We start from the raw sequence: 22541 nt of genomic DNA, 5'->3' as shown, positions 1-22541 counted from the left end.
AGTTTAAATGTTTCAAACACAACCAATATCATAATCGAATTGCACCATTTAATCAATATGAAAGTGCCAATTTACGAATGTTAACCATAAATTTAGGAAAAAAATAGCACTACCGTTAACGTAGTGTTATTTTAAAGCATTATTCTTCGGATTGATCAGTAGATGAAGCTGGTTCATTGACCTTTGATTCATTCTCTTCATCCTTTGCAACGACTGCCATCGTAGCAACTTTGGCATTATCGTCGACTCTGATTAAGTGAACTCCAAGGGTGGCACGTCCGGTTTCAGAAACGTTGGAAACAGCAAACCGAATCATAACACCCATGTTAGTGATTAACATGATGTCTTCATCACCCGTTACGGTACTCAATCCGACTAGGGGACCATTCTTCTTGGTAACGTTTGACGTCTTGATTCCCTTACCGCCACGACCCTTGATCGGGTAGTCAGAAGCTTTCGTGCGTTTCCCGTATCCATTTTCAGAAATGACAAACACGTCACTGTCAGGTGTCAAGATGGCCGCTCCAACCACATAGTCGTTTGGTCTGAGTCGAACTCCTCTAACTCCTGAAGCGGAACGTCCCATAGAGCGAACGTCATCAGCTCTAAAGCTAACGGCGTAGCCCAAGTGGGTTCCAATGATCATGTTGTCGCCGTTATCCACGATGGATACGCCAATCACTTCATCATTATCGTGTAAGTGAATGGCCTTTAAACCATTCTTTCGAATGTTCAAGAAGTCAGAGACTGGGGTTCGTTTAACCGTTCCCAGTTTCGTTGTAAAGAACAGGTACTTGTCCTCGTCATTATGCTGGGACGAAATACTGATAACCGTTTGAATCTTCTCATTTTGACCGAGATTTAAGAGGTTAACAATTGGAATTCCCTTCGCGGATCGTCCGTACTCTGGGACTTCATAAGCTTTCATACTATAAACTTTACCAGCGTTCGTGAAGAACAGGAGTCGATCATGGGTGGCCGTTGACAGGAGATGTTCAATGAAATCGTCCTTATTAACGCCCATTCCTTGAATTCCACGACCTCCACGATTTTGGGCCTTGAACTCGTCAGTTGGTAACCGTTTAATGTAACCGTTGTGGGTCAATGTAATTACGACGTTTTCCTCTTCGATTAGGTCTTCGTCCTCAATACTGGTAATTTCACCAACCAGTAATTCGGTCCGCCGTTTGTCACCAAACTTTTTCTGAATCTCAAGGAGTTCATCGTAAATAATGCCGTTGATCCGATCCCGACTGTTTAAAATGTCCTTGTAATCTTTAATGTTAGCCAGTAATTTATTGTGTTCGTCGGTAATCTTGCCACGTTCCAGTCCGGTTAATCGAACCAGCCGCATGTCTAAGATGGCCTGGGCTTGCTTATCGTCTAAATCAAAATTACTAATCAATTCGTTTTTGGCGATATCGCCGGTCGCGGAATTACGAATAATCTTGATGACGGCGTCAATGTTGTCAAGAGCAACCAGTAAACCTTCCAGAATGTGAGCGCGAGCTTGAGCCTTACGTAAGTCAAACTTCGTTCTTCTGGTAATAACTTCCACCTGATACTCCAGGTAGTACTGCAAAATTTGTTTCAGACTCAAAACTTTCGGCGCACCATCAACGATGGCTAGCATGTTGAAACTAAAGGAGGTTTGCATCAGGGTTAACTTGTAAAGATTGTTCAAGATAACTTCGGCTGAAGCATCCCGTTTTACATCAATCACAACCCGCATTCCGTCCTTATCGGACTCATCGTTAATGGCGGTAATGCCCTCAATTCGTTTGTCCCTTACTAGTTCAGCAATCCGTTCGATTAACTTGGCCTTGTTGACCATGTACGGCAATTCAGTCGCAATAATGCGCTGTTTGCCGTTTTTTTGTTCCTCAATGTCAACCTTAGCCCGAACGATGATACTACCACGACCCGTTTCGTAGGCCTTTCTGATTCCAGACTTACCCATAACCACTCCCCCAGTGGGGAAATCAGGTCCAGGAAGAGCTTCCATCAAATCATTGGTGGTAGCGTCTGGATTTCTCATCAAAATGTGAATTGCACTAATTACTTCGCTTAAATTGTGAGGTGGAATGTTAGTAGCCATTCCAACCGCAATCCCAGAAGCTCCGTTTAAAAGGAGGTTCGGAATTCTGGCCGGTAAGACCACCGGCTCACGTTCGGTGCCATCGTAGTTAGGCTGAAAATCAACGGTGTCCTTGTTGATGTCTCGCAACATTTCCATCGCAATCTTGGAGAGTCGCACCTCGGTGTAACGCATGGCAGCGGCACCATCACCATCGACGGAGCCAAAGTTTCCGTGCCCGTCAACTAACATGTAACGATAACTAAATTCCTGAGCCATTCGAACCATGGCCTCATACACGGAACTGTCACCGTGAGGATGGAATTTCCCTAGAACATCCCCAACAATTCGTGCGGATTTCTTGTAAGGCTTATCCGGTGTAACTCCCAATTCGTGCATATCGTACAGAATTCGACGATGAACCGGTTTCAAACCGTCACGAACATCAGGAAGCGCACGGGACACAATCACACTCATTGCATAATCCAAGAATGATGATCTCATCTTCTTCGATAATTCAATGTTTTGAACTCGACTTGGTTTATTATTTTCTTCATTTGCCAAGAGATTTTGCCTCCATTCCTTGTTAAATCAGTCAATTAACCTAATTGTTTCACGTGAAACAATTTATACATCCAGATTTTCAACAAAGGTTGCGTTGTCTTCAATAAACTTCCGTCTTGGAGCTACCTTTTCACCCATTAACATGGTGAAGGCTTCTTGAGCAGCCGAAGCATCATCAGAAGTAACTCTTAGAAGCCGACGATGATCTGGATTCATGGTGGTGTCCCACAACTGCGAGGCATCCATTTCGCCTAAACCTTTGTATCGTTGAATTTGTGGTTTTGGTGAAGCCGGAAGTTGAGCTAACAACTCCTGAAGTTCCTCATCAGAATCAACGTATCGTTGGAATTTGTTTCCCTGACGAACTCGGTACAACGGTGGCTGGGCAATGTAGACGTATCCAGCATCAATCATTGGACGCATGTAGTTATAAATTAAGGTTAGAAGCAAAATCTGAATGTGGGCACCATCAACATCGGCATCGGTCATGATGATTAACTTGTGGTAGTTAACCTTACTAATGTCGAAGTCACTGCCAAAACCAGTCCCCATCGCGGTAAACAAAGAACGAATTTCTTCGTTAGCCAGAATTTTTTCCATCGTGGCCTTTTCAACGTTTAAAATCTTGCCACGAATTGGCAGGATGGCCTGCGTCAGTCTAGAACGACCCTGTTTGGCGGAACCCCCGGCCGAGTCACCTTCGACAATGAACAATTCGGAAACCTTCGGATCCTTACTAGTATTATTAGCTAACTTCCCGGGTAAACTGTTGATTTCAAGTCCGCTTCGTTTTCTGGTTACTTCACGAGCTCTTTTCGCTGCGGCTCGCGCTTTAGAGGCCACAGAACCCTTTTCAACAATTTGTTCCGCGATCTGAGGATGTTCCATCATGAACTTGGAAAATTCCTGACCGAAAATGTGGTTCGTAGCGGTTCTCGCATCAGAGTTACCAAGTTTGGTCTTGGTCTGACCCTCAAATTGAGGATCGGGATGCTTAACCGAAACGACCGCGGTCATTCCTTCTCGCACATCGTCACCAGAAAGGTTCGGTTCGCTATCCTTAATTAAATTGTTGTTTCTCCCGTAGTTATTGATAATTCGGGTTAAAGCCTGCTTGAACCCTTCTTCGTGGGTTCCACCCTCATAGGTATTGATGTTATTAGTAAACGTCAAAAGGGTGCTGTGGTAATCGTTAGTGTACTGAATTGAAACTTCGACCGTGATGCCATTTTCCTGACCCTCAATGTAGATGGGATCCTTGAAGATTGGAGTGCGACCCCGATCGAGGAATTCAACGTAGTGCCGAATTCCACCTTCGTAGAAGAAATCGTGTTCCACGGGTTTTTCGGGACGATCGTCTCTAATTGTGATTCTTAACCCCTTGTTTAAAAAGGCCAGTTCTCTGACACGAGTGGTTAAAGTCTTCATGTTAAAGGTCGTGGTCTCGGTAAAGATGTCTGGATCGGGAACAAAGTGAACCTTAGTTCCGTGAGCATCCCTGGGTGCGTCCCCAATGACCTTCATTGGCGTCTTGACGTGACCCCTTTCAAAGTCCATGTAGTACCGCTTGCCACCTTTAGTAACAACAACGTCCAGTTCCTTTGACAAGGCGTTTACCACTGAGGCTCCAACTCCGTGAAGTCCACCGGACACTTTGTATCCGCCACCGCCGAATTTACCACCAGCGTGAAGGATAGTGAAGACGGTCTCTAGTGCCGATTTACCGGTATCTTTTTGGGTGTCGACGGGAATCCCACGACCGTTATCAACGACCGTAATACTGTTATCCTTTTCCACGGTAACGTTGATTTCGTCAGCAAAACCCGCCAACGCTTCGTCAATTCCGTTATCGATAATTTCCCAAACTAAGTGATGGAGTCCCTGTTCGTTAGTGGCTCCAATGTACATTCCGGGACGCTTTCTGACCGCTTCTAGTCCCTTTAGGACTTGGATTTGACTAGCGTCGTACTCCCCTGCCCGTTCTCTTTTTGCTTCTTTTTCTTGATCAGTCACTACAATTCCTCCTCAACTACGTTACTCGGATACAATGACTCCCTTTTCAATGTGAAAAGTCTTGGGATTGTTGATTAAATCAGATGCGACCCCACTCATACTTGTGGTGGTTAGAAAGGTTTGAACCCGATCCTGAATGGCAGTCAGCAAGTGGGTCTGCCGACTTTCATCAAGTTCAGACAAAACATCATCAAGTAGTAAAACCGGGTACTCGCCGGTTTCTTCTTTCATTAAATCGATCTCGGCCAACTTCGTGGATAACGCCGCCGTTCGCTGTTGACCCTGTGAACCAAAGGTGGAGACATCCTTGCCGTTAACCATGAAGTGTAAATCGTCACGATGCGGCCCAAAGATCGTCGTTCCTTGCCTCACTTCTTTATCTCGATTGGCCTTAAATTTAGCCAGCAGACTCTGATAGATTCGTTCCACCGACGTTAAATCGGTCTTTTTTAGCGCAGTGACGTATTTAAATCGCAACGTTTCCTTTTGCTGTGAAATTTCGTAATGGATGGCCGAAGACCATTTCTGTAATTTGGCAATCAGTTGGATGCGTTGAAAAATAATCTCGGCCGCATACGCTGAAAGCTGGTCTGACAATACATCCAGGTAGACCAGATCACTCTGTTTGTGAAGTAATAGTTCACGTAAATAGGCGTTTCGTTGTTTCAAAATTCGACGGTACTGGGTCATGTTGTATAGGTAACGATTACTCATCTGGCCAAATTCCATGTCCATAAAGTGCCTTCTAATCTGAGGTGAACCCTTTACAATCGACAAATCTTCGGGGGCAAACAAAATCACGTTCAGCTGCCCAACGTAAGACGATAGCTTGGGCTGCTCAATGTGATTGACCTTAGCTCGTTTGCCATTTTTACCAAAATCAAGCTCTAGTTCAGTGGTGGTATGGTTCTTTTTAACTCGACCCCACAATTGCGCATGGTGTTCTTCCCAATTAATCAAATCACGATTGGTGGTGGTCCGATGGCTCTTGGTGAGTGCGAGCGCATAAATCGCTTCAAGTAGATTGGTTTTGCCCTGGGCATTTTGTCCAAGTAACACGTTCACTCCATCTGAGAAATGAACGTCAGCATCTTTATAATTACGAAAATTGCGTAATTTCAATTCTTCTAGCTGCATGCTTAACCCTACTTTGTCTTAATAAAAAACATCCCTACGTCTGGAATTGAGACCGTATCACCCTGATAGAGCTTCTTGCCACGTCGATTCTCAGGCTCATCGTTTAGATACACCATATTTTCCTTTAGGTACCACTTCGCTTTGCCACCTGATTCAACAATGTTCTCTTCTTTTAAGAGTTGCCCTAAAGTTATGTACGGAGTCGTTATGAAAATGTCTTTTTTCATGAATTCACCCACTTTCAATCTATTTCTATTATACGCTAAAATTTGGTAAAAGTACATAAATCGGGCGATTTTATGCGTTTTATGCGCGTGTACGCATTTCTAGACAAAAATGCCTCAAATGATCTAAAAAGCTCATATTCGTAAATAAATGGAAATATGAGCTTTTTTAATATTTTGAGGTCTTTGGTAAATATAATTTGGTTTCATTTTAAAGACATAAAAAAAACGACCTCAAAAAGAGGGTCGTTAATAATCATTCTTAATTAAAAGGTTCGAACTGGGGTAATCAATTGGATGAAATCTTCTTTATTTTCGGTTGGAACCAGCGTGAACGGACGAAGAGCTGAGGTAAACGCAATCTCAATGTCAGTTTGCCCAAAAACTCTGAGAGCTTCCTTCATGTAATCGGGGTTAAACGAAATTTCAAGGTCATCGCCCTCTGAAGTCTTTGGCTTTAAATCCTCTTCAACGGTTCCAACGTCAGGAGAATTCCCCGAAATGGTAACAACCTGGTCGGTTGGTTTAATCGTCAACTTAATGACGTTATTTCGTGATTCATGTGACAACAGCGAAGCCCGCTCGATTGCGGCGAGCAAGTCACCGGCCGCAAACTCCATCTTGGTACTTGAGGTCTTTGGAATCAGACGCGAAGTATCCGGATAATTGCCCTCAAGTAAACGTGAGTAGAACCGGGTGTCGCCGAGGGTAAAGAGGACCTGATTTTCCGACAGGTTCATCTGGATGTTTTGATCGATTCCATCAAGCATGTGTGAGAGTTCTTTTAAACTGTCACCTGGGATGACCACGTCAAACTTACCGTCGTCATCAGCTGGAAGACTAACTCTTCGTTGGCTTAAACGGTGACTGTCGGTTGCAACCGCAAGCAACTTATTGTTAGCAAGCGTGAAGTGCACCCCAGTCAAGATTGGCCGACTTTCCTGTTTTGAAACCGCAATGACCGTCTGTCCGATAACCTGTCTGAAAATATCAGCCGCTAAATCAACCGTATTCTCGGAATCAATTTCAGGTAGATGTGGGTAACCGTTCGCATCAAGACCGTTGATCGTAAATTCTGAGTTGCCTGACTTAATCGTGGTCTGAAAGTTGTCACCAACTTCTAATGACATGGTTTTATCGGGTAACTTTTTAACGATCTCACTAAAAAAACGAGCTGGTAAGACGATGCTACCAGTTGAATTAATTGTGAGTTCATTATCTGGATTAGAAGCTTGAATGCTAGTTTGAATTGAAACGTCAGCGTTACTACCAGTTAGTAAAATGTCACTTTCTGATACGTCTAATTTTAAACCCGTTAAAATTGGAATGGTCGTTTTTGATGAGATTGCTCTTGATACGGTATTTAGTGCTTTGATGAAAGCATTACGGTTAATTACGAATTTCATTGCCAAATTTCCCCCTCAAAATGTGGTGCATGTTTATTTACTTAATTAAAAAGATAAAAAACAGTAGAAGCAGTAGGCACTGTTAATACTGTGGATAACTCAATGATTAGTTACGGAATAAAAGTTATCAACTGTGGATAACTTTGTGGGTAAATCAACGGTTAAATTCCCGTTTATCCACACCCGTTATTATAACATTTTTAAACCGAGCAACGCTTAGTGCTGGAGTTCCGTCTTGATGTCTGAGATTTGCTTACTCAGATCAGAGTCATTTGCGGCCATTTTACTAATCTTGTCGTAGGCGTGAATGACGGTAGTGTGATCCTTACCACCGAATTCGTCGCCAATCTTTGGAAGCGAATTGTCGGTCATTTCACGTGACAGGTACATGGCAACCTGTCTAGGAACCACGATGGCTTTGACCCGTTTGGTGCCCTTAATTTCCTTTACACTAATGTGATAGTAAGAGGCGACTTTCGAGATAATGTCTGACACGGTCAGAGCCGAGCGCGCTTTGGCCAACTTCAGCGGCCTTAGGGCGTTTGCCACTAGTTCAGTGTCAATGGGAGCGTTATTGAGTTTGGAAAAAGCCTGCACCCTTGATAACGCTCCCTCCAGTTCTCTGACGTTAGACTCAATTTGACTCGCAATGTAGCCTAATGCATCCGCTGGAATGTTCATGTTGTCAGCTTTGGCCTTGGCCCTAAGGATAGCGGTTCGTGTCTCTAAATCGGGAGCAGTAATGTCAACGGATAGTCCCCACGCAAACCGGGATACCAACCGGTCTTTTAGTTTTGGCACTTCGTTTGGCAAACGGTCAGACGTTAGCACAATCTGCTTGTGATTGGAATATAACGCTTGAAAGGTGTTAAAAAACTCATCCTGAGTTCCTTCTTTATTACCAAAAAACTGGATGTCATCAACTAAAAGGACGTCGACGTTTCGGTAAACGTTTCTGAAATCATCCATCTTATTGTTTTGGATGGCACCGATAAAGTCGTTGGCGAATTTCTCACTTGTAACGTACATCACCCGCTGACTCGGGTCGTGTTTGATAATGTTGTTGCCAATCGCGTGCATCAAGTGGGTCTTACCTAAACCAACTCCACCATATAAAAAGAGTGGATTGTACAATTTTCCGGGTGACTCACTGACCGCTAGCGCTGCGGCCTGAGCCATCTTGTTACCCTGTCCAATCACGAAGGTTTCAAAGGTGTAATTGGGCTCTAAGTGCGTATCGGTGTAACTATATGATTTTTCGTTCTCATCTTCCGGTGTAGGAGCTGGGGTTTGCTTCTTTTTTAATTCTTCTTCTAGAACAAATTTTGGTGAAATATTCTTGTAAGTAATGGCATAAGCGTACTCAACCAGCTGACTTTTAAGCATTTTCTCCCAATAGTCACGGTGAAGCGAGGATGGTAATTCGAGTGTTAGGGTATCGCCATCATATGAGATTGGGTTCACGGTGGCGATCCATGTATCATATGTCGTTCCCTCAAATTTCGGATCCGCTTTAAATTTATTTTTAATTTTGTTCCATAATTCGTTTTGATCCATTGAGAGTGACTCCTTGTGTTTAAATTATGAATGTATAATATCATTTTTAAAAAAAGTTTTCCACAGAAAAAACAGGGTGTGGACAAATGTTTCACACCCTGTTTACTGTTTATCCACAGCATTGTTAATAAATATCAAAATCACGCGAATATTTTAGGTAATTAACACGAAAATGTGGACAACTAATTATTAATGTGACGGGGATGTCAGCATGATTATTCATTTTATCCACAGATTGTGGTTAACGTTGTTAACATGCTGTGTTTTTGTTTAAAAACGTGTTGAATTCGTGTTAATTACGGGATGAGTTATCCACAATAATCCACAAGTAAATTTTATGAAACTTTTTTGAATCGAACGGAGTGTTACCTATGAATTTAAAATCCCTATTTGAAGATTGGTCGATTTGTGATACTATAAGTTAGAAAAGCTATTGAATAAACAATTTAATATAGGCGATTAATTAGTAAGGAGGGTTAGTAATGAAAAGAACTTACCAACCAAAGAAACGTCGTAGAAACCGCGTTCACGGATTTAGAAAACGTATGAGCACTGGCAAAGGTCGCAAAGTGTTAGCACATCGACGTCAAAAAGGTAGAAAAGTATTATCGGCATAGGCCACTGACCATTCAGTGGTCTTTTTCATTATTTTTTGAAAATACTTGGAGATTATTCATGAGAAAATCGTACCGTGTCAAAAAAGAAGCTGACTTTCAAAAGGTTTTCGAAAAACATGATTCAGTTGCTAATCGACAGTTTGTCGTGTATCAACTGGAAAAGCCGGGACAAAAACATTTCCGCATCGGGATTTCCGTTGGAAAGAAGATTGGAAATGCCGTGCATCGCAACTGGGTTAAACGTAGAATTCGCCAGTCGATCACCGAATTAAAGCCAGACCTAAAAACGGACGTTGATTTTTTAATCATTGCGAGACCGAGAGCGGATGCGATGTCACAAAAAGACGTTAAGGCAAGTCTAATTCATGTTTTAAAGTTAGCTCATTTACTAGATTCTGATTATAGCGAGGAATAAAATTGAAAAAACTTAAACGAATCGCTACTACACTTGCAATTGCCAGTATTGGTCTGGTGCTTACGGCATGTAGTAACGCCCCAATTACTAGTCATAGTAAAGGAATTTGGGATGGCTTAGTTGTCTTGAATTTCTCAAGAGTGATTATTTGGTTATCAAAGTTCTTTGGCGATAACTATGGAATTGGAATTATCCTCTTCACCATTCTGGTTAGAATTATTCTTCTTCCGTTAATGATGTATCAGACCAAGAGTATGAAGAAGACCCAGGAAATTCAGCCCCAATTGAAGGCCCTGCAAAAGAAGTACTCCAGTAAAGATTCAGAGACCATGGAAAAACTGCAGACTGAGCAGCAGAAGCTCTACAAGGAAGCAGGAATTAATCCATGGGTCGGCTGTTTGCCAATGGTAGTCCAGTTGCCAGTGATCTTCGCCTTGTATCAAGCCATCTGGCGAACTCACATCCTTCGAACTGGTCACTTCTTGTGGTTACAGCTGGGAACTCCAGATCCGTACTACATTCTGCCAGTTTTGGCCGCCGTGTTCACGTTCCTTAGTTCGTGGCTGTCAATGAAAGGTCAACCTGAATCAAACGGAATGACCACGATGATGACGATTGGGATGCCAATCATTATCTTCTTCACCGCGTTAAACGTGCCATCAGCTTTGTCATTATACTGGGTGGTAACCAACGCGTTCCAAGTAGTTCAAACGTTATTGATTCAGAACCCTTGGAAGATTAATCGTGAACGTGAAGAAAAAGAACGTGAAAAGCGTCAACACGATCGCGCCGTTAAAAAGGCCATTCGAAAGGCCAAGCAGAGTAAACATCACAAATAGATTACTAAACAAAAAGCAGACGTTGGTCTGCTTTTTTTATTTTTGTGACAAATGTAATATTACATCTCTAAAATCCTATTCCAACAGCTATTTAATTTGTGCTAAGATTAATAACGTTAGACGTTTACAAAAATAGGAGAACAATAATGACGAAATACACCGGAGCCACCATCGAAGAAGCCGTTAAAAATGGCTTAAAATCACTTGATACTAATCGAAATAATGTTGAAATTAAAGTTATTAAAACCGCAAGTAAGGGATTTTTCGGACTTTTTAAACATCCCGCAGAAGTTGAAATGGAATTGAAATCATCTGCTCCAGACCCAAAACCAGCAGGTGGCAAGTTAAAAATTAAAAGAGAAGCGAGCACGGCGGTTGCTAATCCGGTTCAAACTGAGGATCGTCACGCTAGAAACGTTGAAGCTATTAGTGGACTAATTAAATATTTACAAGCAATTACTGATCAGATGGGGATTGAGGCCGAACTAAGTTATGAGATGCCAAACAATCGGCATGTGATCATTAATTTTGATACGCCCAAAGAGGGGCTTTTGATTGGCAAACACGGTCGGACCATCAATGCCTTACAGGAGTTAAGTGGGATTTATTTAAATAATATGGGGATTAGCTACCTTGAAGTTGAGCTGGATACGGCTAATTATCGCAGTCGTCGCCTTCAGATCCTTACCAGTCTAGCTGAGCGAACCGCAAGAGAGGTCGCTGCCACCGGCAAACCAGTCTATTTGGACCCGATGCCATCTTTTGAGCGCAAACAGATTCACGTGACGCTTGAAGATAATCCCTACGTGATGACATATTCGGCAGGACGGGAACCCCATCGTTCAATCGTAGTAGCTCCACGGTAAAATGATTGACAAAATAAAACTTTCGTCCTATTATGTGTAGGATTGTAAATTCGAATAGGTAAAGTAGTGAAAGTACTTTATCCACGCAACGGGCGTGGTTTAAGTACTTTTTTTATGCGATTAAAAATGAGAAAGGAGTTTTCAAATGGCACTGACAACGACTGATTACGATACCATTGCGGCAATTTCGACCCCACCTGGTGAAGGTGGCATTTCGATTGTTCGGGTTAGTGGATCGGATGCAATGAAAGTGGCTGAAAAGATTTATCGGGGCAAGAACCTCAAAAAGGTGGCTTCAAACACGATTAACTATGGTCACATTGTTGATCCAGCAGACCACAACAGTGAAATTGATGAAGTGATGGTCTCGGTCATGAGAGCACCCAAGACGTATACCAAGGAAGATATCATTGAAATTAACTGTCACGGTGGCATTGTGGCCACCAATAAGATTTTGCAGCTGGTTTTGAGTAATGGTGCCAGAATGGCTGAACCAGGTGAATTTACCAAACGTGCCTTTCTAAATGGGCGATTGGATTTGTCGCAGTCTGAAGCTGTCATGGATCTGATTGAAGCGAAGACTGACGAATCGATGAAAGCGGCTTTAAATCAGCTCGATGGGAACCTGTCTCATTTAATTAAGCACCTGCGTCAAGACATCTTAGACGTGCTGGCTCAGGTCGAAGTCAACATCGACTACCCGGAGTACGATGACGTGGAGACGATGACGTCGAAGCTTTTAATGGATAAGTCCAAGGAACTAAAGGCGCAGATTGACCAATTGCTAAAAACGGCTAAACAGGGAAAAGTCTTACGAGATGGCTTAAACACCGCCATCATTGGACGGCCCAACGTTGGTAAGTCGAGTTTATTGAACCGACTTTTACACGAAGACAAGGCGATTGTAACCGACGTGCCGGGAACCACACGGGATGTTTTAGACGAATACGTGAACGTTTCGGGAGTGCCACTGCACCTAGTTGATACTGCTGGAATTCGTGATACTAACGATAAAGTTGAAAAAATTGGAGTCGATCGTTCTAGAAAAGCGATTAAGCAGGCTGACCTGGTTTTGTTGGTGTTAAATGCTAGTGAGCCGCTAACCGATGAAGATCGTGAACTCTTGGATTTAACGCAACACAGTAAACGAATTATTCTATTGAATAAAACAGATTTGCCAGAAAAAATTGATGTTGATGAGTTAAAGAACCGCTATCATGCTGATAACGTGATTAAGACCCAAGCCGTAAAGGATAACGGAACCAAATCCTTAGAGGATACGATTTCGAAGATGTTCTTTACTGGTGGCATTAAGAGTTCTCAAAATGACGTTATGGTCACCAATGCCAGGCATATTAGTCTCTTACAACAGGCCAGTGATTCCCTTCAGTCCGTTGAAAATGGGTTAAATAACGGGATGCCCGTTGATTTAGTTCAGATTGACATGACGAACGCTTGGGATTTACTGGGTGAAATTACCGGTGATAGTTACGATGGCGAATTACTGGATCAATTATTTAGTCAGTTCTGTTTGGGGAAATAAGACTTTGACTCAATGGAGGTTTTTAAATGAATAAAATGATACAGCAAGAAGTGAAGCAGACTTACAATGGTGGCGATTACGACGTCATCGTCGTTGGAGCCGGCCACGCTGGCTGTGAAGCTGCACTGGCCGCTGCCCGCATGGGTCAAAAAACACTGCTTGTGACAATTAATCTTGATATGGTGGCGTTTATGCCATGTAATCCGTCGGTTGGTGGCCCCGCTAAGGGAACGGTCGTAAGAGAAATCGACGCCCTTGGTGGTGAAATGGGGAAAAACATCGACAAGACCTACATTCAGATGCGGATGTTAAACACCGGGAAGGGTCCCGCCGTTAGAGCCTTAAGAGCTCAGGCTGATAAGCACGCCTACCACCATGAAATGAAGAACACCCTTGAAAAAGAACCCAACTTGACGCTTCGTCAGGGAATCGTGGAGCGTTTAATCGTGAAAGACGGTCAGGTTGAGGGTGTGGTTACCAATACGGGTGCTAAATATCACTCCAAAGCCGTGGTCATCTGTGCTGGTACGGCCGCTCGTGGTAAGATCATTATTGGTGAACTGATGTATTCCTCGGGCCCAAACAACTCAATTCCAGCCATTCATCTTTCAGAAAATCTGGAAGATTTGGGCTTTGAACTGAAGCGCTTTAAGACTGGAACACCACCGCGTGTCAACGGTGATACCATTCACTACGATGAAGCGGAGGAGCAACCGGGCGACGAAACGCCCCATCATTTCAGTTACACCACTCCGTATGCCGATTATTTACCGGTTTCAAAGCAAATTTCGTGCTGGTTGACGTACACTAATGAAGAAACCCATCAGATTATCAAGGATAATTTGGATCGCGCCCCGATGTTTACTGGGGTCATCGAAGGGGTCGGTCCCCGTTACTGTCCATCAATTGAGGACAAGGTCGTTCGGTTTGCGGACAAAAAGCGCCACCAGGTCTTCTTGGAACCAGAAGGACGCCACAACGAAGAGTGGTACGTCGATGGGATGTCAACCTCCCTTCCAGAAGAGGTTCAACAACAGATGTTACATTCTGTGAAGGGCCTTGAAGACGCGAAGATGATGCGTCCCGGTTATGCGATTGAGTATGACATTATCTCTCCATATCAATTGAAGCCAACGCTTGAAACCAAGAAAGTTAGTGGATTATTTAGCGCGGGTCAAACCAACGGAACCTCGGGATACGAAGAGGCCGCGGGACAAGGCTTGATCGCTGGAATTAACGCTGCCCTTAAGATTCAAGGGAAAGACCCGTTGATTTTGCAGCGGGACCAAGGATACATTGGCGTTCTAATCGATGACCTAGTTACAAAAGGAACCAACGAACCGTACCGACTCCTAACGAGTCGGGCTGAATATCGACTCCTGCTTAGAAACGACAATGCTGATATGCGGCTGACACCAATTGGTCACCAGTTGGGTCTGATTTCAGATGAACGTTATGACAAGTTTGTTGAAAAACGTAATGCTGTTGAGGATGAAATCAAGCGTTTGAACACCGTACGGATTAAACCAAGTGAAAAGGTCAACCAGTTCGTTGAAGCTCAGGGTGATAAACCGTTAAAAGACGGCATCATCGCAGCCCAGTTCTTACGTCGGCCGTATGTAAATTACGAAAAGTTACTTGATTTTATTCCCGCTCCAGCAAAAAAACTGGATCCAGAAGTGGTGGAACAGGTCGAAATTAGAACGAAGTACGCTGGCTACATCAAAAAAGAAGAAGATAAGGTTGCCCGCATGAAGAAGATGGAATCCAAAAAGATTCCCGATCACATTGATTACTCCGTAATTGATGGGATCGCAACTGAGGGTCGCCAAAAATTGGAGAAAATCCAACCCGAGACAATTGCTCAGGCCGCCCGAATCAGTGGGGTTAATCCATCTGACATTGCCATTCTCTCCGTTTACATTCAGCAGGGAAAAATTGCGAAGAAAAAATAAGATCAAGCTGGACTACGTGAATAGTCCGGCTTTTTGTTATTTCTAAGTTAAGTTTTTAACAATTTTTGTAGTAAACTATTGCAATCAATATGTAAGCGCTTTATACTATTAACAATAAACGATACAAAAAAATGGCAAAGGGGATCATTTTTATGCGATATGGAAGTATTGAAGCAGGTGGAACAAAGTTCGTTTGTGCGGTTGGTGATGACGATTTCAATATTGTTGATAGTGTTCATATTCCAACTACGACACCAGAAGAAACGTTAGCAAAGGTCGTTGAGTACTTTAAGAAGTTTGATCACATTGATGCATTTGGGATTGCATCATTTGGACCAATCGACGTTCGAAAAGATTCTGACAAATACGGTTGGATTATTAAAACCCCTAAAAAGGGTTGGAGTAACGTCAACTTTGTTGGAACCATGAAACGTGAATTTGGGGTTCCAATTTACTGGACGACCGACGTTAACGGTTCAGCTTACGGTGAATACATCAAACGTAAACAGGCTAATAAAAATATTGAAGCCGTTAGTTACATCACTGATGGAACTGGGATTGGTGCTGGAACCGTCATCAAAGATGAATTCTTAGGGGTTCGTGGGACTCCTGAATTTGGTCACATTCGAGTTAAGAGACACCAAGATGACATGAACTTTCCTGGGATTTGTCCTTATCATGGTGACTGTCTTGAAGGGGTTGCGTCTGGTCCGACTTTTGAAGCTCGAAACAACATTAAAGGTCAAGATACCCCGCCAGATGATCCAGTTTGGAACATCATTGCGTACTACATTGCCCAAGGAGTTATCAGTTTAACGGTTAACTTCCGTCCCGACCAAATTGTGCTTGGTGGAGGTGTATGTACTCCTCAATTTGTGCAAAAGGTTAGAGACCAATTCAATCTGTTGTTTGATAATTATCTTGACGTTGGTCCTCTTGACGAATACATTAGTCGTCCAGTCGTACCACACAATGGTTCCGCTACTTTTGGTGATTTCGTATTAGCTAAAAAGGCTTTGGACGAATCAAAGAAATAATTAATTAAATTGTTTAAAGGGATGCCTGCGGGTGTCTCTTTTTTTGTGTAAAAAAGTTCCTGACTCTGTTAATTGTTAGAAACTAGGTTAATTGATATTAATCTTTTATTATTCGTGATAACATGCAATTAAACAAGCATAATAAAACTTGGTTATCAAGTTAGTAAGATAAGATCTGAATGATGGATCATAGTATTTATCCTAAAAAGAAGCTAATTTAATTATTTTGGTGAAATTTTAGTTGCGATAATTACAAAGGTTCCCATCCATGGTCCTGTCCACCATCCATTAAAGCCTGCTTTGTATGATTTCTTGATTTTAATTCCGTTCTTTATTAGAATATCTTGATAATCAGCTTGATTGTTTTCGATGTCTACTATTACCATTGTTCCGCCAGATTTAAGTACTCGACTTGCTTCTTCAAGAGCTTTTTGACGTTTTTCTTTTGGTTTAATGTTATGAAATACTAAACTTGAAGTAACAATATTAAAGACCATATCAGAAAACGGTAATTTAGTTGCATCACCAGTTTCTAGGGTCGTCACCCTATTTACATTATTTTCATTGATAATTTTTTCAGTATTTTTTATTGAGTTACTAGTTTGATCACGACTTTTCCATAGATCAATTCCAATTATATTACCTGGTTTGTGAAGTAATTTAGCAATTTTAATTAAAACCAGACCATGACCACACCCAATATCTAAGACCCGATCATCTGGATTAATGGTTAAGTTGCTAATTATATGGTCCCAGATTAAACTCTTTCCTCGCATTGATGTATGTAAAAAAACTAAACCACCCATTAAGAATGAAATTCCAAACCATAATAAAATGATTCCAAGTATATAGTGGTGATTAAACAATTCTAAAATTCCATAAAGTGATAAAAATAATCCTGACGATAGGTAAAGTAAAGGTACTAGGGGGGCATCGATGCCATTTTTAAAAGTTTTAATTGTCTTTTCCTCCTAAAATAAATGAGTTGATTGTGTAGTATTATACATAAAAAATTAATTTATTACGAATGATCCCATTAAATCCATATACAACTTTTCTTGGAAATGATATGATATACATAATGAAAGCGGTTGCAAATAGGGAGGCAGTAAAATGAGTAAAAAAGTTGTTGTGATTGGGTCTACCAACGTTGATAAGGTTCTAAACGTTGATAAGTATGCGTTGCCAGGTGAAACCTTGGCGGTGAAGAATCACCAAGAATCTCATGGTGGCGGAAAGGGTGCCAATCAGGCAATTGCTGCGGCAAGATCTGGTGCCGATACGACTTTTATCACTAAACTAGGTGATGATGAAGACGCTAAGTTCATGATTGAAGGATTTAAAAAGGACGGGATGAACCTTGATTCCGTGATTACCACTAAAGCGCAACAAACTGGGCAGGCCTACATTACCGTTGATAGTACTGGTCAAAACTCGATCTATGTCTATGGTGGAGCCAACATGGCCATGACACCGGAGGACGTTGACCAACACGAAGATGCCATTAAGAAGGCGGACCGTGCGATTGCGCAACTAGAAATTCCAGTACCAACGATTATCGAAGCATTTAAGATTGCGAAGAAAAATGAGGTTCAGACCATTTTGAACCCAGCACCAGCCAAGAAGTTACCAGAAGAATTACTTCAATTGACTGACATTATTACCCCTAACGAAACGGAAGCAGAGGCCCTCACTGGGATTAAGGTGATTGACGACGATTCCATGATGAAGAACGCGGAGTACTTCTTTAAACTAGGCATTAGAATGGTGATCATCACCGTTGGGGACAAGGGTTCATTCTATGCTACTCCAGCAAGTCATGCTTTCATTCCAGCCTTTAAGGTCAAAGCTGTTGACACAACCGCTGCTGGTGATACTTTCATCGGAGCCTTGGCATCACGTTTGGATTTAAACAATGCTAACATCAAAGATGCGATGTTGTACGCTAACCACGCCTCATCACTGACGGTTCAAGTGGCTGGAGCACAGAACTCCATTCCTTATGAAAAAGATGTCTTGGATGTCATCAGTAAGACTTCCAAGACTAAAGAAGTGATCGAAAAAGAGAAGAAACAAGCTGCTGAATACGCCGCTGCTCGAGTTCCAAATCACATTGTGTTAGGACTTGGATCTGGTAGTACGGCTTCCTACTTCGTCAAAGCCATTAACGAACGAATCAAAAAAGAGGGCTTAGACGTTCAATGCGTCGCCACTTCAGTTGGCACCGAGAAATTAGCCGAAAGTCTTGGAATGCCAATGCTTGACGTTAACACCATTGATCGGGTGGACTTAACGGTTGATGGCGCCGACGCCGTTGACGACAAGCTCAACGGAATCAAGGGTGGCGGAGCTGCCTTACTCTTTGAGAAATTGGTCGCAACCATGTCAGACAAGAACGTTTGGATCGTTGATTCGACCAAGTATCACAAGACCTTAGCTGGGCAGAAGTTGCCAGTTGAAGTCATTCCGTTCGGTGGAATGGGTGTCTTCCGATACTTAAATGAAGCCGGATACAAACCAGAGTTCCGCTTCAGAGATGACGGTGATATTCTTCAAACTGACTCAGGAAATTACCTAATCGACATTACAATTCCAGAAGATGCTGACTTACAAAAGTTAGCTCACAACTTGAAGAACTACACCGGAGTTGTTGAACACGGTCTGTTCTTAAATATTTGTGATCAGTTAATTATCGGTGGCGATAAGGTTAAGGTAATTGATCGTCCGAAAGAAGAAGCCAAGAAATAGTTGATAAGTAAATTTCCGGATTGGCGATAAAGCTGATTCGGTTTTTTATTTTGATTTTAAAGGTATAATGATTAGAAAATGGGTTGAGGTGATGTTTAATGACAATTAACATTATTTTGAGTAGTTCAAGAAAGGCCAGTCTGGGACGTCGGATCTTTAAGTACTTACGTAATCGACAAGGTGATTTTGAGCGGGTTAATAATGCTGATTTCAATTTTATTAGTTTGGCGGACTACGATTTGCCTTTTTTCTACGAAGATGTTGCGCCAATGGACAACCAAAACCGGATTTTAAAACCTAATGAACAAAAATGGGTGGATGACATGAAGAAAGCGGATGGTTATCTCTTTTTGGTTCCTGAATATAATCATTCGTTTCCGGCTGTTTTAAAGAATGCGCTCGACTTTTTGGCGTTTGAAGCCAAGGGCAAACCGGCCAAGATTATTACCTATTCTAACAATTCACGTGGTGGCCAATTTTCCTATCCAGCCTTGTTACCAACGCTTGGACAACTGGGTCTGTTTACCCTGCCAAAGCCAACTTTAATTCGAAAGGTTGATAAAAATTTTGCTGACGATGGAAATTTTCTAAAAGATGCTCCCGGGGAAGCCGTGGACATAAAGAAGTTAAATCGAGCTTTTTCCGAAATCGCGTTTTACAGTCAGTTATTTAGGGACCATCCCTTTAAATATGATGCCAGTATTTATGATGAATAAACAAAATTAAGATAGTTTCACATGAAACAATTTGCCAAAGCTCCTGACACTAGTGACTTGAAGTGACGTGGTACATTTATTAATCGATATTACGGTTTTTGAAGATGATGATTTACAAAAGTTAGTTTATAACTTAAAAAGCTACACAGTTGTTGAAAACTATTCTTGACCATCTGTTATCAAGGAATTATTGGTTGTTATCGGTTCAAACTAATTAATCGCCCAAAAGAAGAAATTAAAAAGAAGAATTGATATTCTTCTTTTTTTGTGAAGTTAGATCAAATTATTGTTTAAAATGCTAATCTAGTAGTGTATTATAACGATATATGATAGGTCTTTTACTTCTGGGGGATATTGGGAAAATGTATATAAAAGAAATTAAATTACATAATTTTAAATCGTTTAATGGTGATAAAAACATAGAATTTAAACCTAGTGTTAACTATATAGTTGGAAATAATAATGTTGGAAAAACGACAATTTTTGATGCTGTTAATTTTGTAGTTTCAGGTGGGAAAAAAGAATCTTATATAACAAAAGGAAAAGAGAATGAAGATGTAAGTGTATCATTAATCTTAGAAGATGTACCTGAATTTAACACTCCCTCTTTAAAAAAGTATGATCCTTATATAATAATTAAAGATCATAAAAGAGAATTAGAAATTAAACGTTCGTCCAAAGAAGAAAATATAAAAGTTGAGGGGAAAAATAAAAGTTTAGATATTAAAAAGATTCAAGTTTTGAATAAAAAAGATTCACAATTTGAAAATCCAACTGGTATAGATAAAACAATCAGAGCCCTCTTCGATCCACAGTTTGTTTACGCAGATATACATAATGAAGATTATCAGAATTTTGGGAACACAAAAATAACTGGAAAGTTAATTCAAGAGGTAACTAAGGGCTTTCAAAATAACCAAGCATTTATTGAGCTTGAAGAAGCTCACAAAAAAGCATTTGGAGAAGATGGAATAAGAAAAGAATTAAAAAATACGGAAACTAAAATTGGAGAAGTCTTAGAAAGCCAGTTTGGGGAATCGATTGTATCTTTTAAATTTGATTTTCCAGATGTTAGTGACTTATTAAAAAGAGGAGATATCTTAGTTGATGAGAATAATATAACAACTAGTATTTCTGAAAAAGGAAACGGACTACAAAGAGCGTTAGCATTGGCTATCATACAAGTTTTTGCTAATTTGAATACAAAGGGGAAGGATATACAGTATTTTATTGATGAACCTGAGATATTTTTGCATCCCAAAGCTCAAGACAAACTAATGCATTCATTAATAAAGATTGCCGATAAAGGTGGGCAAGTTTTTATTACAACACATTCTCCATATATAATTAGAAATTACCGTTCTGATAAAGATTCAATTCACATTTTAAATATTAATCAAAATAAGGAAAAAGTTATTAGTACCGTAGAAAAGTTATTATTTTCAGAAACTTCTATTGGGGAAATAACATATAAAGCTTTTGATGTTCCTACAATTGATTTTCATCAACTTTTGTTTACAACTATATATTTGAGATGGATGAAAGAAAACTCTGAAGAAAAACCTAGTATAAATAACTTTGAAAAAAAATATTTAAAAACAAGATGTGAGGATCATTGTAAACCGTTTACTGAAAGATATGTCAAAGATTGGAAACCAAAGTGTAATCATTCACTTCCATATATCATAAGAAATGAAATTGATCATCCAGAAGTATTAGAAAAAAATGAGCGATTTACAGATAAAGAGCTAAAAGATTCTATTGATTGTTTAATTAATATTTATAAGTTAGATGATATTAATCAAGATAAATAAAGTTGTATTTTTTAATATTAAATTTTTAACATAGTATTTATAAATATAGTGTAATTTCACATGAAACAATTTGCCAAAGCACCTGTCATTACTGGCTTGAAGTGACGTGGTACACTTATTAATATAAAAATAAATTGAAATGAGGAAATTAAAATATGAAAGCAGTTGCAGTATTTTGTGGTGCGGCTCCTGGCAATGATCCAGCATACCAAGAAGCCACCAAAAAATTGGCAAAATGGTTGGTTAACCATGACTTAGCGTTAGTTTATGGTGGTGGCGGTGTTGGTCTCATGGGATTGCTTGCCAAGACGGTTCTAGAACTTGGTGGAGTGGTTCATGGCGTCATGCCAAAAGAACTCGTTGATCGTGGTGCCAGTATGGACGGTCTCACTAGTTTAGAGGTAGTTCCCAACATGGATATTCGCAAACAGAAAATGTTGACTCAATCGGATGGTTGTATTGCACTACCCGGTGGTCCTGGAACCTTGGAAGAGATTTCTGAAGCTTTTTCATGGGCTCGAATCGGCGACAATGATGATCCATGCGTGTTGTATAACGTTCAGGGATACTACGACCCACTAAAACAAATGTTTGACGAAATGACCGACAAGGAATTTTTGACGGCGGAAGACCGCAAAAAGTTACTCTTTTCTGATTCATTGTCCGACATCTATGAATTCATGACCACATACACAGCACCAAAAATTAGAACCTACACAAAATAAGATACGAAAAGACATCCTCACTTTTTTGGAAGTGGGGATGTCTTTTGAGTTTTATTCAATTATTAATAATAAATAATGCGTATATCATGTTTTCATTGTCTACATGATGCCTTATTATTGATCTAAGGAGATGAACATTATGATAAGAAGAAAAGCTAAAAGCAATGTACGCAATGATAAAGATACTTTAGCAAATATTCAAGCCAAAAATGATGCTCTTAACGGCCAAACTAATAAAATTGGAAATATTGATGATTTTGATAAGTGGGCAGATAACTTATGATACAT

The 22541-nt window shown here is 40.8% G+C and carries 19 protein-coding genes; 12 read left to right on the top strand and 7 right to left on the bottom strand.

The window, feature by feature from the left end; translation table 11 throughout:
• Positions 1-139 precede the first annotated feature (139 nt).
• The 6 genes from gyrA to dnaA form a co-directional block, all read right to left on the bottom strand.
• Positions 140-2581: a DNA gyrase subunit A gene (gene gyrA, locus AC6UD6_RS05390; protein ID WP_500696012.1), complete on the bottom strand. Its 2442-nt coding sequence runs from the start codon at positions 2579-2581 to the stop codon at positions 140-142.
• A 123-nt stretch (positions 2582-2704) separates the two neighbouring features.
• Positions 2705-4654, bottom strand: a complete 1950-nt coding sequence (gyrB, locus tag AC6UD6_RS05385) for a DNA topoisomerase (ATP-hydrolyzing) subunit B (RefSeq protein ID WP_500694202.1) — start codon at positions 4652-4654, stop codon at positions 2705-2707.
• A gap of 21 nt (positions 4655-4675) precedes the next feature.
• On the bottom strand, positions 4676-5791 hold the full coding sequence (recF, locus tag AC6UD6_RS05380) for a DNA replication/repair protein RecF (protein WP_500695948.1): 1116 nt from the start codon (positions 5789-5791) through the stop codon (positions 4676-4678).
• A gap of 8 nt (positions 5792-5799) precedes the next feature.
• Positions 5800-6018, bottom strand: coding sequence for a S4 domain-containing protein YaaA (gene yaaA, locus AC6UD6_RS05375; RefSeq protein ID WP_500694205.1), 219 nt, complete (start codon positions 6016-6018; stop codon positions 5800-5802).
• Positions 6019-6281: 263 nt separating this feature from the next.
• The gene (gene dnaN / locus AC6UD6_RS05370) at positions 6282-7421 is read right to left on the bottom strand and encodes a DNA polymerase III subunit beta (protein ID WP_500694206.1); all 1140 of its coding nucleotides are present in this window, start codon (positions 7419-7421) and stop codon (positions 6282-6284) included.
• Positions 7422-7637: 216 nt separating this feature from the next.
• The gene (gene dnaA / locus AC6UD6_RS05365) at positions 7638-8978 is read right to left on the bottom strand and encodes a chromosomal replication initiator protein DnaA (RefSeq protein ID WP_500695947.1); all 1341 of its coding nucleotides are present in this window, start codon (positions 8976-8978) and stop codon (positions 7638-7640) included.
• A gap of 482 nt (positions 8979-9460) precedes the next feature.
• Between dnaA and rpmH the strand changes: the two genes are divergently transcribed.
• The 7 genes from rpmH (at position 9461) to AC6UD6_RS05330 (ending at position 16250) form a co-directional block, all read left to right on the top strand.
• Positions 9461-9595, top strand: a complete 135-nt coding sequence (rpmH, locus tag AC6UD6_RS05360) for a 50S ribosomal protein L34 (protein ID WP_500694208.1) — start codon at positions 9461-9463, stop codon at positions 9593-9595.
• Between the two features lie 58 nt (positions 9596-9653).
• A complete protein-coding gene (rnpA, locus tag AC6UD6_RS05355; protein WP_500695946.1) occupies positions 9654-10010 on the top strand; it encodes a ribonuclease P protein component in 357 nt (118 codons plus the stop codon).
• Positions 10011-10012: 2 nt separating this feature from the next.
• A complete protein-coding gene (locus AC6UD6_RS05350; protein WP_500695945.1) occupies positions 10013-10849 on the top strand; it encodes a YidC/Oxa1 family membrane protein insertase in 837 nt (278 codons plus the stop codon).
• Between the two features lie 146 nt (positions 10850-10995).
• Positions 10996-11715: an RNA-binding cell elongation regulator Jag/EloR gene (jag, locus tag AC6UD6_RS05345; RefSeq protein WP_500694211.1), complete on the top strand. Its 720-nt coding sequence runs from the start codon at positions 10996-10998 to the stop codon at positions 11713-11715.
• A 145-nt stretch (positions 11716-11860) separates the two neighbouring features.
• Positions 11861-13258, top strand: coding sequence for a tRNA uridine-5-carboxymethylaminomethyl(34) synthesis GTPase MnmE (gene mnmE, locus AC6UD6_RS05340; protein ID WP_500695944.1), 1398 nt, complete (start codon positions 11861-11863; stop codon positions 13256-13258).
• A 26-nt stretch (positions 13259-13284) separates the two neighbouring features.
• The gene (mnmG, locus tag AC6UD6_RS05335) at positions 13285-15213 is read left to right on the top strand and encodes a tRNA uridine-5-carboxymethylaminomethyl(34) synthesis enzyme MnmG (RefSeq protein ID WP_500695943.1); all 1929 of its coding nucleotides are present in this window, start codon (positions 13285-13287) and stop codon (positions 15211-15213) included.
• A 152-nt stretch (positions 15214-15365) separates the two neighbouring features.
• Positions 15366-16250 (top strand): ROK family protein, encoded by an 885-nt coding sequence (locus AC6UD6_RS05330; protein WP_500694214.1) that lies wholly within the window; start codon positions 15366-15368, stop codon positions 16248-16250.
• 221 nt (positions 16251-16471) lie between these two features.
• Here the strand turns inward: AC6UD6_RS05330 and AC6UD6_RS05325 are convergent, their stop codons facing one another.
• On the bottom strand, positions 16472-17026 hold the full coding sequence (locus AC6UD6_RS05325) for a class I SAM-dependent methyltransferase (RefSeq protein ID WP_500695942.1): 555 nt from the start codon (positions 17024-17026) through the stop codon (positions 16472-16474).
• Positions 17027-17363: 337 nt separating this feature from the next.
• On the opposite strand from AC6UD6_RS05325, the gene rbsK reads away from it, so the two are divergent.
• From rbsK to AC6UD6_RS05300, 5 genes are all read left to right on the top strand, one after another.
• Complete coding sequence (gene rbsK / locus AC6UD6_RS05320; protein WP_500695941.1) at positions 17364-18998, top strand: ribokinase; 1635 nt, start codon at positions 17364-17366, stop codon at positions 18996-18998.
• Between the two features lie 98 nt (positions 18999-19096).
• A complete protein-coding gene (locus AC6UD6_RS05315; RefSeq protein ID WP_500695940.1) occupies positions 19097-19714 on the top strand; it encodes an NADPH-dependent FMN reductase in 618 nt (205 codons plus the stop codon).
• Positions 19715-20076: 362 nt separating this feature from the next.
• Positions 20077-21528, top strand: a complete 1452-nt coding sequence (locus AC6UD6_RS05310) for an ATP-dependent nuclease (RefSeq protein ID WP_500695939.1) — start codon at positions 20077-20079, stop codon at positions 21526-21528.
• 155 nt (positions 21529-21683) lie between these two features.
• Entirely contained in the window at positions 21684-22253 is a 570-nt protein-coding gene (locus AC6UD6_RS05305; protein WP_500695938.1) for an LOG family protein, read from the top strand.
• Between the two features lie 139 nt (positions 22254-22392).
• A complete protein-coding gene (locus AC6UD6_RS05300) occupies positions 22393-22536 on the top strand; it encodes a hypothetical protein (protein WP_500695937.1) in 144 nt (47 codons plus the stop codon).
• Positions 22537-22541 lie beyond the last annotated feature (5 nt).

Source organism: Fructilactobacillus sp. X8R2C1 (genome assembly GCF_059900955.1).
This window is presented reverse-complemented; position numbering and strand designations above follow the sequence as displayed.